Below are 15,611 nucleotides of genomic sequence, written 5' to 3' on the forward strand. Positions count from 1 at the left end.
GAATTACATTTTTTTTTTAGAAATATTATAAGAAATAACTGCTCTGATGATGTACTTAAGTTCTGTTCATTTCAACAACAATTTTGACAAATATTCAGGTTAGATCGAGATGGAGTTGAATGGGGCCGATGTGAAAAAGTCTTATATTTCGCATGGATAGATATTTTTAAAAATAATGTATAAAATTCTAATAATTTTTGACTGGAAAATATAGATTCAATCCAGCCAAGGGGGAGATTAAACAATAATGTTTAGGGAGGAATACAGGAAAAAAATGTTAATTTATAATAGTTCTAAATAAGAAAAGAAAAAGATGACATGATAAATATTCTTTACATGAAAAATGGTATTGTTACATTTGTCGTTCACTTGCAAGTTGTCGTTGCGGATTTCGAAGAGCGTCAGTGTCCGACAGGACATGACGGTCAAGAAAGGAGCAGAGACAACGCACACCACTGCACCCGTAATGCAATTTGCAAATTGTTGTGCGTTCGTGCTTTTATAATTTTATTTCCTAGTCTGTTTTCAATGGTGCCCCAACTACTATCATATCGTGGTCTTCGAAAACCTTTGCAATTTCTTCTTTCGATGGAGGAGATGTCCATTTGTCAGTAACAGCAAAGAACTCTTCCATTTTACCTGCGGGCAAATACGAAACAATCATTTTACCTTTATCGGTAAGTTGAATAAATGCATGTTGAACTTTTCGTGGAAGAAAAATTGTGTCGCCTGACTTTATTTGATATTTATCCTCACCAACCTGGAACAAATATTCACCATCAATCACATAGAACCATTCATCCTGGTATGGATGAATATGCAAAGGTGGCCCACCATTTGGGCTGAGACCAGTTTGTTCAAATACAGCTAAATCATTTTCGGTATCATTTCCAGATATTTTGATGTCCAAAATGTTTTGTGTAACACCTTTCATTTTGTAGTGCTTGCCAAATCTGGCTTCGCCTGCAATAACTTTAAACCCGGCTTTCGTTCTCATTGGAATTATTGATTCAATTTTAGCAAATACAAGTGTAGGTATTATCGCTAATGCTGATAAAATAAAATTTTTTCTTTTCATTTGTTAACCAAGCTCATTATTTTCATAATAAGTTTTGGCGGTGGTTTCATTCCAAGTTGTTCCATGAGAGCCAATTTATCCGGGACACCCCAGTGTTCAATTAGTTTTCCAGTTTCGAATCGCATAATATCTATTACAGTAATCTCAAATTTTTTACCTGTTGGATACATAGGTCCAAATTTGTTTTTATGAGTCCCCCGTCCTGTCATTCGCCCCCAAACCTTGGAACTGTCCGCAATCAAATCTTCTATGGTCAATGAAAAATCTGGAAATGCGTAGTGGAGACTATTAATTGCCTTTTTAACTCCTTCAACATTAGGTGGAAAGAATCCATATTGATTTTCAACAAAGTCTGGTGAGGAATATGCGTCAAAAACGGATACGTTGCCTTTACTGAATCCCTCCTCAATTAAAATTCTGAAAATTTTTTCATTTGTTTTCATATTACTGATTTGTTAAAGTTTTGTCTTCATAATGGTTTAGACTTATACAATAACAAAGAACTATCGTTAAAGTTACTGGAAGCGTTAATTAGCGCGCATTAGCATGACGCACAACTGCCAGTATGTTCACCCAATATTAAAAAATGAAGAATTTAGTCTTCATTAACATCTGGTTTTTGTAGGACACATCTTCAAAGTTGTAAATTTGTGCATAACATGTAATCGTTATCAAATCAATATATTAAAAAGAACAATTATGGAAAGGATAGTTGATGTTGTTAAGCCGGGTGTTGTAACGGGTTCCGACTTGCAATATATTTTTAAGGTAGCCCAGAAAAATAAATTTGCTCTTCCTGCAGTAAATGTGGTTGGGTCGTCTTCTGTCAATGCTGTTATGGAATCAGCGAAGGCAGCCAATGCCCCGGTAATCATTCAATTTTCTAACGGTGGAGCCGCTTTTAACGCAGGCAAAGGCTTGAAGCTGGACGGACTGCAAGCTGCTGTACTGGGTGGTATTGCCGGTGCAAAACATATACACACCCTGGCGGAAGCCTATGGTGTAAGGGTTGTTCTTCATACCGACCATGCAGCAAAAAAACTGTTGCCCTGGATTGACGGACTTCTCGACGCCGGTGAAAAACATTTTGAAGAAACAGGTAAACCGTTGTTCAGCTCTCACATGCTCGACCTTTCGGAAGAGTCGCTTGAGGAGAACATCGAGATATGTAAAAAATATCTTGAGCGGATGAGTAAAATAGGAATGACACTTGAGATTGAACTGGGAATTACCGGTGGAGAAGAAGACGGTGTTGACAATACTGATGTTGACAGCTCTAAACTTTATACTCAGCCCGAAGAAGTTTGTTATGCTTACGAAGAGTTGAGCAAAGTGAGCCCTAATTTCACTATTGCCGCTTCATTTGGTAACGTACATGGTGTTTATAAACCAGGGAATGTGAAGCTTCAACCCGTTATCCTGAAAAACTCACAGGAATATATTAAAAAGAAACACAACTTTAGTGATGACTTCCCGGTTGACTTCGTATTTCACGGAGGTTCCGGTTCTTCAGAAGAAGAAATCAAAGAAGCTATTGGATATGGTGTGATTAAAATGAATATCGATACCGATACCCAATGGGCTTTCTGGGATGGCATAAGAAAATATGAAGCTGAAAAGCATGATTATCTGCAGGCGCAAATCGGAAATCCGGAAGGGGATGACAAGCCAAACAAGAAATTTTACGATCCGAGGGTTTGGTTGCGTAAAGGAGAAGAGGCAATGATTGCCCGTTTGCAAAAAGCATTTGAGGACTTAAATGCAGTAAACAGTATTTAAGGTAAAAAGATATAAGTGATAAAATGAACGTCTCTGGTTTCCAGGGGCGTTTTTTTTGCGACTTACGGCATGTTTTCCGTTGGCATGGCTATTCTATTCTCCCGTATTTTGGAATTAAATTTTTATACATTTGTTGTCGTATTTTGAATAGACTACATGAAGTCAGATACAGTTAAAGGTTATTCTTTTGCATTGGTTGCCACCATTGCTTTTTCAAATGTTTATATTTTCAGTAAGGCAGCGCTCAACGAGGTTCATCTGGCACAGTTTGGAATTTACTGGTTCTCTGTTAGTACCCTGTTAATCCTGCTTTATACCCTATACAAAAGGAAGCTGTCGCAAGTAAAGTTTCTTACAAAAAGGCAGATAATAATTCTAATTACGCTCGGATTACTCGAAATTCTTACCACTACTGCATTTTTTTTATCGATTCATACCATTCCGGATCCTGCCGTTACTTCGTTTTTGGGAAATATGTTTCCTGTAATGCTGGCTATGGGTGGCGTTTTTATTCTCGGGGAAAAATTTAGCCCTTTCGAGACAGCAGGAGCTGTTTTGGCTTTTAGCGGGACTTTTATTATCAGCTATACCGGTGAAACTTCGTTGTCGAAACTTTTTATTCCCGGTACGGGCATCGTTTTGTTAAATGCCTTTTTTGCTACTGTTGCCTCGCTGGTTGTAAAAGTACATGTAAAAAAGATGAGTCCCGAATTGCTGGGACTCAATCGTTCAGCCTGGCTGCTGGCTTTTTCCATTGTTATGTTTTTTGTTTACCGTCAGTCGTTGGAAATTCCTGTTTCCGCGCTGAAAAACATTGCCATCGGTGCGTTATTGGGGCCTTTTCTGGCAATCCTTTCGGTCTATTATTCATTTAGCTACCTTGAGGCTTCCCGATCGTCTATAGTACAAAGCCTGAAAGGTATTTTTGTGCTGCTGGGCGCTTACCTGTTTTTCGGTACTTTCCCTCTCACACATCAGGTTATTGGCGGATTTGTTACCATAGGTGGTGTGGTGCTGATGACTCTGGGAAAAGGAAAAATTTTTATCCGGCGTACTTCCTGACGGAAAGTGTTTTCAGAATGCGGTAAGAATGAGAGTATGCCAGGCATTCAAAACAGCATCATCAAAAAAAGATAGTCTTTTAACTCTTCCCGCAATATTTTAAGTGCATTTGAAATCTGTGTTTCCACCGTACGTTTCGAGAGGTTTAGTTTTTTTGCAATTTGTTCGTTAGAGAAACCTTTGAAACGGCTGAGGGTAAAAATCTCGTTGGTTCGGGGAGGAAGTTTGTTGAAAGCTTTTTTTATGCGCGTTTGCAGCTCGGAAACAACGAGTAAGTCGGGATCGTAAAGCAGATCGTTTTCGGTCATATTCCGGATTTCTTCCCGGACTTTTGAGCTGATTTTTTCCTTTTTGAGATAGTTAATGGCTTGGTTTTTAACAGCCGTAAAAAAATAACTTTTGAGTGATTTTGATTTTTTGATTCCTTTGCGTCCCTGCCATAATTGTACAAAAAAATTCTGAACGATTTCTTCGGCTTCAACTGGATTTAGAACTATTTGCGAAGCATAGGTTACCAAGCCGGGATAATAAAACCGGAAAAGCAACTCAAAGGCCGTTTGGTCGCCGTTAATGAGACGCTGTATCAAAAATTCTTCCTCTATCCCCTTGATGACAGACATTGCGTAAAAGTAGAAAATATTTCAGTACCTCGCTACCAACGGCATTTTTCTTCCGAATCCAAATGCCTTGGAGCTGACACGAAGAATAGGAGCTGCCTGAAACCGCTTGTATTCGTTGGTGTTCACCATCCGGATTACCTTCTCAACCATCTGGGGGTCGAAGCCTTTGGCTGCTATTTCGCGGGGCGACAGGTTTTGTTCAATAAAGCTGAACAGAATCTCATCAAGGATAGCATAATCGGGTAGCGAATCGGTATCTTTCTGATCGGGCCTGAGTTCAGCAGAAGGGGGTTTGATAATGGTATTTTCAGGAATGATTTCCCGGTTTCGGTTTATAAATCGTGCCATCGAAAATACATCGCTTTTATAAACATCTCCCAACACGGCCAACCCACCGTTCATATCGCCATACAAGGTACCGTATCCGACGGCACATTCGCTTTTATTTGTGGTATTCAGAAGAATGTGACCAAATTTATTGGAAAGGGCCATCAGGTAAATGCCCCTTGCCCGTGCCTGGATATTTTCCTCTGCAATTCCGGGAGGTGTACCATTAAAAAGGGGGGCCAGCTCTTTTTCAAAGGCATCTACTACGTTATGAATTTTTATGATGTCGGAGCGAATGCCCAGGTTTTCTGCCAGCTGACGGGCATCTTCCACGCTGTGGTCCGATGAATACTTGGAAGGCATCAGCAATCCCCTTACATTTTCTGCCCCCAATGCCTGAACCGCAAGGGCGGCGGTAATTGCTGAGTCAATTCCTCCGGAGAGTCCCAACGTAGCCTGTCTGAAACCCATTTTCCTAAAGTAATCGCGAATACCCAAAACCAGGGCATCATGAATCTTTTCAATGTGGTCGGTCTCCCGCTGAAGACTTTTTTCTCCTATATTCCGGGTATCAAGAACCAGAAAGTCTTCTTCGAAATATTTCATTTCTTTTACAGTTTCACCTTGCTCGTCAATAAAAACCGAACCTCCGTCAAAAATTAATTCGGTTTGCGCCCCTGTCTGATTTACGTAAAAAATGGGGAGCTTGTACTTTTGGGCTTTGGTAGCCAGCACATCTTTCCGCCAGTTTTTTTGGTTGTAAGAAAAAGGGGAGGCTGAAATGTTTACAACAAAGTCCGGCTGAAATTTTGCAAGCTCTTCCATAGGAGAAACCTGGTAGAGCTTATTTTTGCCAAATTCGTTGGCCGTGGGCTGTTCGTCCCACAAATCCTCACATATTGTAATGGCAATACGCTTTCCTTTGTACTCCACAACTCCGAAATCGCGGTTGGGTTCAAAGTGGCGGTATTCATCAAAAATGTCGTAGGTGGGCAGCAGCGTTTTATTATGTGCCGAATGTATTTTACCATCTGTAAGAAAAAATGCCGAGTTGAAGAGTGTTTTGCCCCGTTCGTTTTTATTGATGCGCGGAGCACCCACAACTGCCGCAATTCCCCGACAGGATGCTGCAATTTTTTTTACCGTTTCTTCCGCCTTGTGTATAAATTCTTTCTTTTCCAGTAAATCGTGCGGGTAGTATCCTGTTACGGACAACTCTGAGAAGATAACCAAATCAGCTCCTGCATTTTTTGCTTTTTCGATACTTCCGATAATCTTTGCGGCATTTCCTTCAAAATCACCGATGATGTAGTTTAACTGTGCCAGTGCAACTTTCATAGTCAGTGTTTAATGTTTATGTGAAAGTTTAAAGTGCAAATGTCTTATTTTTGGGGCAATTTCGCAATAAAATTTATTGCGGCACGTATTGAATTGATAAATAAATGAAATGAACAAGAAAACATACTTTTTGATACTAATAACAATTATCACCTTTTTCTCCTGTAGCAGAAACCCGCTGAAAGTGGACATTTCCGAAATTAAAGAAGAAGTTACGATTGTACGTTTTGAGAAGGAGCTTTTTGCATTGCCCATGCAGGATACACTTTCCGAATTAAAACAATTGAGGAATGAATATCCTGAATTTTTTGATCTGTTCACCTGGAAAGTTATTGGAGTGGGCGGAATTGAAGAGGAACATTTCCCGGAGATTATGGGAGATTTTTTTACCGATACCCTAATTGTAAATGTGAAATCGTTGGCAGACGAAAAATTTGCAGACTTTGATGAAACGGAAGAGCATTTAATTACGGCTTTTAAGTATTACAGATATCATTTTCCGGATAAAGACCTTCCAACCATATTTACCATGATTTCCGGTTTTAACCAGTCGGTAGTGACTGCCGAAAATATTATTGGGATCGGCCTCGATAAATATTTGGGGGAGGATTGCGGATATTACAGGCAGCTCAGGAATGTGCCATTATACAAAATAAAAAACATGCACCCACAAAAATTGGTTTCAGATGTGGTTTATGCCTGGGGGTTGACGGAGTTTAACGATCAGGGAAAGGCTACGTCAGTGCTCGATAACATTGTGCACCAGGGGAAACTGATGTACTTTGCTGACGCCCTTCTACCCGAAATGCACGATTCGCTGAAAATTGGCTACACAGCCGGACAATTGCAATGGTGCCGGAACAACGAACCACAAATGTGGAATTTTCTGGTCGAACAAAAAATGTTGTACTCAACCAAACGGATGGATATTTTACGCTTTATCAACGACGGACCATACACTACCGGCTTTCCTACTGAATCGCCGGCGCGTACCGGGACCTGGATTGGCTGGCAGATTGTACGTCAGTACATGAAAAAGCATGAGGAAGTGACAATGGCGGAGTTAATGAAAAATACCAACTACCAGCAAATTTTAAATGACTCCGGTTATTATCCTGAATAGTATTTAGTAAGAGTAAGGTTGATATAGTTGCTGGTAAGTTGCTATGTCGATATACGTTTTGTCTTCCAAAGGATACTCTCCAAAAAGATGACCAATACCTTTCATGGATACAGAACCGAAAATTCCCAGCCCTCCTTTCACGTTGGAATAGACAGGAACTGGCTCGGCAAACGGATTGTCCTGAGCCAAATCATGCTGCTCGAGTGACCGGTTAAAGAGGAAAAATTCTTTTGACAGCGTTTCAACCACTGCTATTACGTCCAGGTATTCGCCATATTCATAATTTATATTTCGATAGGTCTGCCCCCAAAAGGAGAGATTATACACGTCACGATTCAAAAGTTCATCGGTAAATAACTCTACGGTTGATTCATCTGTTTCAAGAATTTCGGAGTTTCCATAGAGGGTTAATGCCGGATCGTTTGAGAAAACATCATTTCTGTATTCTAATTCATAAACAATAGTATCTGTCGGTACAATGGAATCCGAATCGCTGGAACTATAATAACTATGACCACCATATGGGCTGTAGTAACCCCCTTTTCGTCTTGTATCAAGCTCTGTTCCCCTGTATTTATAAACCATTAACCGGTAAAAGTTGTCTTCGCTTCTATCATCCAGAATTTCCAGGTTCATGTTTAGAAGGTAATAGTCATCATAGTAGTCATGAAGTTCCTTTTCCATTTCACACGTAAAATCTCCCAGTTGAACCGGTTCCGGAACGGTAGTTTCACACCACACAGGTTCAAAACCTTCCTTTGAAACTTCCAACCGGTAGGTGGAGCCAGCTTTGGCAACCCGGCTGGTGTCCCGATAATATCCGTTTTCAAAAGGTACTTTTTTCTCCACACCATAAGCGAGGTAGCGATAGGCGGTATCTATCCGGCCGATATAGTCCAGTTCCGATACGAACTCTCCATTTTCATAAAGCAATACTTTAGCCCCGGTTAATGACTCAAAATAAGTTGATTCATCCAAAATATGCCTGCTGGATTCTATCTTTATAATAAAATGACTACCCGGACGGATTATCGCATTCACAACAATTTTAGGCTGAACATACTTCTCTTTAAACTCGATGGTTTTTTCGCAGGAAAAGAAGAATACCGGCAAAAATAGCAGGGATATTATTTTAATAATGGTTCTCATCTTTCAGAATTTAAAGGTGTATGAAATGGATGGAATTAGAGGAAATAAACTCAATTGTTTTAATGCAGGTTTGGACTCTTCGTAATACATGCCGTCTTCATTGTATCCGGAAGTTGTATTGTGCCCCCAGAACAGATAAAATGGATTTTGTCGGTTGTATGCATTGTACACACCGACTGACCAGGTGCGAATGCCCCATTTTTTTTGCCGGTGAAAGTTCACTCCCAAGTCCAGCCGGTGGTAGGAAGGCATCCGGTAATTGTTCCTTCCCCCATAATATTCGATTGTATTTCCTCCCCATCTGGAGATATTCACATTGTTGGACGAATATTTTTGCTGTCCCAGGGTAGTGGCGTTTCCTGTACCAAAAACCCAGGTTATTCCCACATCTACGTTCTCCGAAAATTGATGTGTCAGTACAAAACTAATGTCGTGCCGGCGGTCATATTTCGCCGGGAAAATTTTTCCAAAATTCAGGTTTTCAAATTGCCGGTCAGCTTTCGACCAGGTGTAACCCAGCCACCCCGTGGTTTTTCCAACGTTTTTTTCAAGTAGTAGTTCCAGTCCGTAAGACCAACCTTTGCCCGTTTCAATTTTTGATTCCCAACCCTCGCCAATTCCGGTAAATGAGGCGCCTTCTTTGTATTCAATCAGGTTGTCCATGGTTTTGTAAAACAGTTCGGCAGATAAATCAAAACCTTTGGGTAATTTATAAAATGCCCCCAGCGCTACCTGATGCGAAATTTGCGGTTCAACTTTTTTGGTAACGGGTAGCCACAAATCGGTAGGCAGGCTTATGGTTGATGTGGAAAGCAAATGAATATACTGGCTCATTTTGGCATACGATGCTTTTACCGACCAGTTTTCGGATCCCAGAAAACGGAGTGAAGCACGGGGCTCAAAGGAGGTGTAATTTCTGCCCTGCACTGTAAAAAGAGAAAAATGTGCTCCAATATTTACCTGGATTTTTTTTGAAATATCAAAAATATCCTCTCCGAAAATCCTGATTTCATTGGCCGCCACGTCATTATTCCCAAATGTGGTGTCTCGCGGAGCCACAACATCTTCTTCATCAACAAATTTGAAGTGATTCACACCGGGAGTAAAAGTGTGGTAAATATTACCGACTCCAAATTTTACGGAATGGCGTGCCGAGGGAAAATAATCAAAGTCAATGCGGGCGGCAAAATCCTCAATTCCGGAATCGTAATCAAAAATGTCTTCTATTTTTTTATTGTCACGGGTATTTAGTTTAAGTGATTCGCTCCCCACATTAAAATTGTACTTGCTGTACGTAAGCGTAACATTGCTGAAAAGTTTCTGGTTATAGACATAATTCCACCTTAAGGCATTGGTCACATTTCCCCATTTGAGTCCCGATTCAAATTTGTCGTTGTAGCGGATATGATCTTCAACAAAATATCCTTCTTCAATGGTATAAGCCTTGTCAAGGCCCAGGTACGACGAAAAGTAGAGCCTGCTTTTGTCTGAAAAGATATGGTTTATTTTGGCATTCAAATCATAAAAATAATAGCCCCCTTTGTAATCGTATCCGTCGGTTGAGCGGTTGACGATCCCGATAATCGGGCGTGCCAGCAAATCAAGGTAAGTTCTTCTTCCGGAAACAATAAAAGATGTTTTGTCTTTTACAATGGGGCCTTCCAGCGAAAACCGGGACGAAATCAGACCAATGGAAAATTCACCTTTCAGCTCTTTCATGTTTCCCTCTTTCATTCGAATATCAATTACCGAAGAAAGTCTCCCGCCAAACCGGGCCGGAAACCCTCCTTTATACAGCTTAACTGTTTTAACCGCAGCGGGATTAAAAACAGAGAAAAAACCAAAAAGATGATTGGCATTGTAAACAGGAACGCCATCGAGCAAAAACAGGTTTTGATCGGGGCCGCCACCACGAACATAAATACCGCTTGTGCCTTCGGTTCCTGACTGCACACCCGGAAGTAGCTGAATCACTTTCAGTACATCGGGTTCACCAAGTAAAAGCGGAACTTTCGATAGCGTAGCAGTCGGGATTTCCACCATACTCATTTGGGTGCGAGTTACTTTTGATGCTTCGGTTCCATAAATTTTTACTTCCCCCAGCGCAGTCATCTGTTCCAGTTCAATCACAAGATTTGTGTCACGGGTCAAAATCAATTCAGATTCTATTTTGGTGTAACCAACATAAGAAAAGACAAGATGATTTTTACCGGAATCGAGGGTGAGGCTAAAAAAACCATATTCATTGGTAATTGTACCTTTCATGGTTTCTTTTTCATAAACATTGGCATTTATCAAACTCTCTCCGGTGTTCTTGTCCCTGACATAGCCACTTATGGTATGAGTTTGCGCGTTTGCATAAAAACCAATAAATGAAATGAGGCTGATAATAATTAGTTTTTGCATTCGATTTGGAATATTAACAAATTGAGTTTTTGGATTAATTTATTTTATGCAAACCTAAGAGAAAAAGTCTTTAAAAAAGTTTTAGAAAGGTTAAGAAAAATAAAATGGGGTAAATCTTAAAGAGATACCCCATTTCCAAAAATATGATTGAATTTTTTACAATTCCCTGATTTTAATATTCCGATACCACACGTCGTCGCCGTGATCCTGCAACGCAATGTAACCCGATTTTGCCACATTTGCCCAGTCAGGATTTAATCCCGGAAATTTGGAGCCGGCAACCAGTTCATTCCAGTCGTCTGTCCAAAGGTGGTATTCCAGAACTGTTTCACCATTTTGTTTATGAACCACTGTTCCGTTGTAAACCAGGATTTCAGCAGAATTCCATTCTCCGGCCGGTTTCGTATTTTGTGGGTCGGCTGGAATCAGATCGTACAGAGAGGCTGCCTTGCGGTTGCCATCTTTTCCGAGCAGGGCATCGGGATGTTTATCATTATCCAGAACCTGAAACTCGGGCGCTGTTTTCCAGATTGGCCAGTCTTCCACTTGCTGTCCAAGATAGAAAATCCCTGAATTTCCGCCTTCACCTATTTTCCAGTCAATTTTCAGATGAAAATTCGAGAACTCTTTGTTGTAAAGAATGTCACCTCCATCTTCAGAACCTGCTTCCCCCATTCCGGAACCTTTACAATGCAATGTTCCTTCTGCCACTTCCCATCCGGCCGGGAAATGACTTTTGTTTACTCCAAGCCAGCCTTCGCTGGTTTGGCCATTAAATAGTAATGTCCAGCCTTCCTCTTTTTCTTGCTGGGATAATTCGTTAGGACCGATTTCTTCCACTGTGGCCGACTTTTCTTCGGTAGTTTCTTGTGCCGATTTTTTCTGGCCACCGGTACATGAAATCCCAAAAATCAAGGCACCTGCGAAAAGGAACGAAAGAATTTTTTTCATTTTTTTTCTTTTAGTAGTTGGTTAAATAATAATTATTTTGAATCTTCTTTATACAAAAATAGTTGAAAATTGCGACATGCCAAACATTTAAAAAAATCCTTAATTTATGACAGACATTGAGGAATTGCTCCCGGCAAAAGGAAGTTTTCTGGATATTCTTTTGTAATTTCGGAAATGAATTTCTTTCCGAATGGAAGGATTTAAATAATTCAAAATTCTATGGACAAATCAGCCAAACCCAGGAGAATAGGAATTTTAACAGCAGGCGGGGATTGCCCCGGTTTGAATGCTGCCATCAGGGGAGTGGGGAAAACCGCTATTGTTGAGTATGGCATGGAGGTGTATGGTTTTAATGCCGGTTATCTTGGGTTGATCAATAAAGATTATATTGTATTGAAGGAATCCCAGCTTTCAGGGATATTAACAGTAGGGGGCACCATCCTCGGTACCTCCCGTGAGAAACCCTATAAAATTGTAAAGAATGGATCCAGCGAGGCGGAAAAAACGGATAAGCCTGAAATGATTAAGCAGACTTATACTGACCTTGAACTGGATTGCGTAGTTTGTATTGGCGGTAACGGAACCATGAAAACCGCCCACATGCTGGCAAAAGAAGGCCTGAATGTAATCGGTATTCCTAAAACCATTGACAATGACGTGTGGGGAACGGACGTTACTTTTGGATTTGAGTCGGCAGTGCAAATAGCCACCGACGCAATCGACCGGCTTCATACCACAGCCAACTCGCACCAACGGGTAATGATTATTGAGGTAATGGGGCACCATGCCGGTTGGCTGGCATTATATTCCGGAATGGCAGGTGGAGGAGACATTATCCTGTTGCCTGAATTGCCTTACAACATCCGGTCGGTGTGTAAAAAAATCGAAAAGCGTTATGAGGAGAAGAAACCCTATTCTATTGTGGTAGTGGCAGAAGGAATTGACCACCCTAAAAACAGGTCGGCGGCGTCTCATATTGCTGAGGCCATTGAAACGTACACAGAGATTGAAACGAGGAAAACGGTGTTGGGGTATATTCAGCGTGGTGGAAGCCCAACTCCTATGGATCGTATTCTGGCTACACGTTACGGTGCTTTTGCAGCCCAGTGTATTGCCGAAGGGTGTTTTGGTACAATGGTGGCTATGAGACAGAACGAACTGACAACAGTTCCGCTCAGTGAAGTGGGAGGGAAGCTGCGGCTGGTGGACACCGATGATCCTCTTATCCAAAAGGCCCGCAAGATGGGGGTTTCTTTTGGGGATGAATACCTGTAAAACTATAGCGACAGATACACCAGCTTTTTGGTTTGATAAAATTCCTCCTCAAAATATTCAGATAGGTTTTGGATATAGGCTTTTTTCCGGAAGGGCTTTATTTCTTCAGCCAAGTTACCTCCTTTTAAATAGATCACGCCATTTGGAACTGTATTTTGTTGTTTCGGCGAAATATTTTTTTGCACCCATCCCACAAACTCGGGAAGGCGGGTAACAGCCCGGCTTACCACAAAATCATATTTTTCTTTTAACTGCTCCGCACGAATTTGGTCCGAAGTCACATTTTTTAGGCCAAGGCTCTCGGCTACGGCATTTACCACCTTTATCTTTTTCCCGATGGAATCAATCAGGTGAAATCGAGTTTCCGGAAAAAGAACGGCCAGCGGAATGCCAGGAAATCCACCGCCGGTTCCCACGTCCAGAATTTTAGTGCCGGGCCTGAAACGGATAAATTTGGCGATGCTTAGGGAGTGCAGAACATGCCGTTCGTGCAACGCTTCAATATCTTTTCGTGAGATCACGTTTATTTTGGCGTTCCATTCGGCATAAGCCGGCATCATTTGTTTGAATTGTGCTGTTTGTTCCGGAGTCAGCCCCGGAAAATATTTTTGAATTATCTCCATCTTCCGGTCAGTCTTCTTTTCTCATTTCAGTATTTTCAATCAATTTGAACAGCATTTCGCGCGCCCTGAAAAGTTGGGCTTTTACTGTGCCGAGTGGGATGTCGAGCTCTTTGGCAATTTCTTCATAGGAGAATTCACGGAAGTATCTCAATTCCACTAATGTGCGATACCGGGGTTTCAACCGTCTCACAATCCGGTGCAGGAGAATGGCTTTTTGCTGTCGGATAAGTTTTTCTTCGGGATTGGGTTCTTTGGATTTTAACTTCACTGCCTCACTGTTGTCTCCCGAATCACCGTTGTTTTCAATGGCAACGTAAGTTCCTTTTTTTCGTCGTAAAAAGTCGATACAATTGTTTGATGCGATTTTAAACAACCAGGTACTAAAGGCGTAAGTAGGAGAATATTGGTGCAGGTTTTTAAATGCTTTGCCAAAAGCTTCAAGGGTCAGGTCTTCGGCATCGTTGCGGTTGTTCACCATTTTAAGTAACATAAAATAGATGGCATCCTTATAACGTGAAAGAAGCCGGGTAAAAGCTTTTTCATCACCCATCAGAGCTTTTTGTACTAATTCGTAGTCCAGACGGGCCTTTTCTGATAAATTTATTTTTTCCCCTTCCATCTTTTTTCTCTTCCGTAATCGGAATAACTTGTGCGGAAAAACAGCTTTAAATAAGGTAAAAGCAAAGCAAACAATAACGAAGGTAAGAATAATTTACGTTCATCCAAACGAGAAAGTATTTTTTTTATGATAAGCGCGTATCCGAGGGTGTAAACCACTAAAGAAGTGATAATCACAGGTAAAAGAAATGGTAAAAAGAAGAGTGTGCATGCAGATACTGGGAGAAGCAAGAGATTAAGCCAGTTGAGAAAAGTTAACCAGAATCTTTTGATAAATGAAAGGTTTTTCTTTAATCTTAGTTCTTTTACCAATAATTCTTTAAACCGGTTTTTAGATGAGTTTTCATCTTTTTGAACAATGGTTTTGTTTGATAAAAGCAGGCGGGTTGCAGATTTCCGGATAAAGGAGTTGATTACAAGCTCAAGGTTGGCAAAAGGTTCTGTTATTTTTCCGTGATATCCGCCTGCCTCAAAATACTTTTGTTTTTGGAAAGCTACATTTTCTTCAGAAACAACAAAAGGTAACCCGTTCAGTGTAAATTCGTAACTTTTAATTTGCTGAAAAAACGATTCAACCCGAAACAGCAGGTTGAAAAAAGTACCGTTTGCTTTTGCATTTGAGTAATTTACCACAACTTCACTGTTATCGTCTAACCGGGCTGCAATATCGGCCAGCCAGGAAGGACTAAAGCCTGTTGCCGATGGAGGGATAACCATTACCCAATTGTAACGCGATGCTTTTAATGCAATATTCCGGGCCATTTTCTCTGAGTAGCGTGTTTCCTGACTCAGGGCTGAAACCCCTATTCTACTATCCTGTTCTTTCAGCGCAGTAAGAAATGGAAGAGAATTATCTTGTGAGAAATCATCTACTGCCATTACTTCAAATTCTGTGTTATCTATTGCTAATACACGGGATAGATTTTTCCGCAGGTTCTCCTCTTCGTTTCTAACAGGTAAAATCAGTGACAGAGGTGACTGCTGTCCTCCGGGTTGTATTTTTAAAAAAGCCACTTTTCCCGTAAACAGAATAAGATAAATTGTCCGGAGAAGGAAAATTAAAATAAAAAGGGACAATAGCGCCCATTCCATTGTTTGGAGGTGGGCCATAGCTTCTTGGATAGATTTCAGCATGAAAACGATTTAAAGGACAAATATGCGCCAAAAATGGAAACATTCGACTCAATTTCAAAATTTTCGGCCATAAAAGAACACGGCTTCAAATTAGAATTTATTAACAGGTTGACTGACATTTGATTTCC

At 40.8% G+C, this 15,611-nt stretch carries 14 protein-coding genes; 4 read left to right on the top strand and 10 right to left on the bottom strand.

What is annotated here, in order from left to right; genetic code table 11:
• Positions 1-514: 514 nt before the first annotated feature.
• The gene (locus D1164_RS08665; RefSeq protein WP_172594393.1) at positions 515-1,078 is read right to left on the bottom strand and encodes a cupin domain-containing protein; all 564 of its coding nucleotides are present in this window, start codon (positions 1,076-1,078) and stop codon (positions 515-517) included.
• Positions 1,075-1,521 (bottom strand): ester cyclase, encoded by a 447-nt coding sequence (locus D1164_RS08670; RefSeq protein WP_119349563.1) that lies wholly within the window; start codon positions 1,519-1,521, stop codon positions 1,075-1,077. The genes D1164_RS08665 and D1164_RS08670 overlap by 4 nt, the downstream gene beginning before the upstream one ends.
• 256 nt (positions 1,522-1,777) lie before the next feature.
• Between D1164_RS08670 and fbaA the strand changes: the two genes are divergently transcribed.
• Entirely contained in the window at positions 1,778-2,857 is a 1,080-nt protein-coding gene (gene fbaA, locus D1164_RS08675) for a class II fructose-bisphosphate aldolase (protein WP_119349564.1), read from the top strand.
• Between the two features lie 156 nt (positions 2,858-3,013).
• A complete protein-coding gene (locus tag D1164_RS08680; RefSeq protein WP_119349565.1) occupies positions 3,014-3,919 on the top strand; it encodes a DMT family transporter in 906 nt (301 codons plus the stop codon).
• A 47-nt stretch (positions 3,920-3,966) separates the two neighbouring features.
• On the opposite strand, the gene D1164_RS08685 is transcribed toward D1164_RS08680, so the two are convergent.
• Both D1164_RS08685 and D1164_RS08690 read right to left on the bottom strand, forming a co-directional pair.
• Positions 3,967-4,539 carry an RNA polymerase sigma-70 factor gene (locus D1164_RS08685; RefSeq protein ID WP_119349566.1) on the bottom strand — a complete coding sequence of 191 codons (573 nt, stop codon included), beginning with the start codon at positions 4,537-4,539 and terminating at the stop codon, positions 3,967-3,969.
• Positions 4,540-4,560: 21 nt separating this feature from the next.
• Entirely contained in the window at positions 4,561-6,204 is a 1,644-nt protein-coding gene (locus D1164_RS08690; protein WP_119349567.1) for an NAD+ synthase, read from the bottom strand.
• Between the two features lie 109 nt (positions 6,205-6,313).
• Between D1164_RS08690 and gldB the strand changes: the two genes are divergently transcribed.
• A complete protein-coding gene (gene gldB / locus D1164_RS08695) occupies positions 6,314-7,327 on the top strand; it encodes a gliding motility lipoprotein GldB (RefSeq protein WP_119349568.1) in 1,014 nt (337 codons plus the stop codon).
• 3 nt (positions 7,328-7,330) lie between these two features.
• Here gldB and D1164_RS08700 read toward each other — a convergent pair whose 3' ends face one another.
• The 3 genes from D1164_RS08700 to D1164_RS08710 all read right to left on the bottom strand — a co-directional run bounded on the left by D1164_RS08700 (position 7,331) and on the right by D1164_RS08710 (position 11,833).
• On the bottom strand, positions 7,331-8,476 hold the full coding sequence (locus tag D1164_RS08700; RefSeq protein ID WP_119349569.1) for a DUF4249 domain-containing protein: 1,146 nt from the start codon (positions 8,474-8,476) through the stop codon (positions 7,331-7,333).
• Between the two features lie 3 nt (positions 8,477-8,479).
• Positions 8,480-10,882, bottom strand: a complete 2,403-nt coding sequence (locus D1164_RS08705) for a TonB-dependent receptor (protein ID WP_119349570.1) — start codon at positions 10,880-10,882, stop codon at positions 8,480-8,482.
• Positions 10,883-11,038: 156 nt separating this feature from the next.
• A complete protein-coding gene (locus D1164_RS08710) occupies positions 11,039-11,833 on the bottom strand; it encodes a 3-keto-disaccharide hydrolase (protein WP_119349571.1) in 795 nt (264 codons plus the stop codon).
• 219 nt (positions 11,834-12,052) lie between these two features.
• Between D1164_RS08710 and D1164_RS08715 the strand changes: the two genes are divergently transcribed.
• Positions 12,053-13,108, top strand: a complete 1,056-nt coding sequence (locus D1164_RS08715) for a 6-phosphofructokinase (protein WP_119349572.1) — start codon at positions 12,053-12,055, stop codon at positions 13,106-13,108.
• Positions 13,109-13,110: 2 nt separating this feature from the next.
• Here the strand turns inward: D1164_RS08715 and rsmG are convergent, their stop codons facing one another.
• From rsmG to D1164_RS08730, 3 genes are read right to left on the bottom strand one after another with little or no spacing between them, the layout of a single operon-like run.
• A complete protein-coding gene (gene rsmG / locus D1164_RS08720) occupies positions 13,111-13,731 on the bottom strand; it encodes a 16S rRNA (guanine(527)-N(7))-methyltransferase RsmG (protein WP_119349573.1) in 621 nt (206 codons plus the stop codon).
• 7 nt (positions 13,732-13,738) lie between these two features.
• Positions 13,739-14,350, bottom strand: a complete 612-nt coding sequence (locus D1164_RS08725; RefSeq protein ID WP_119349574.1) for an RNA polymerase sigma factor — start codon at positions 14,348-14,350, stop codon at positions 13,739-13,741.
• Positions 14,332-15,483, bottom strand: a complete 1,152-nt coding sequence (locus D1164_RS08730; RefSeq protein ID WP_119349575.1) for a glycosyltransferase family 2 protein — start codon at positions 15,481-15,483, stop codon at positions 14,332-14,334. The genes D1164_RS08725 and D1164_RS08730 overlap by 19 nt, the downstream gene beginning before the upstream one ends.
• Positions 15,484-15,611 lie beyond the last annotated feature (128 nt).

The organism is Mariniphaga sediminis (assembly GCF_003573545.1).
GTDB classification, from domain to species: domain Bacteria; phylum Bacteroidota; class Bacteroidia; order Bacteroidales; family Prolixibacteraceae; genus Mariniphaga; species Mariniphaga sediminis.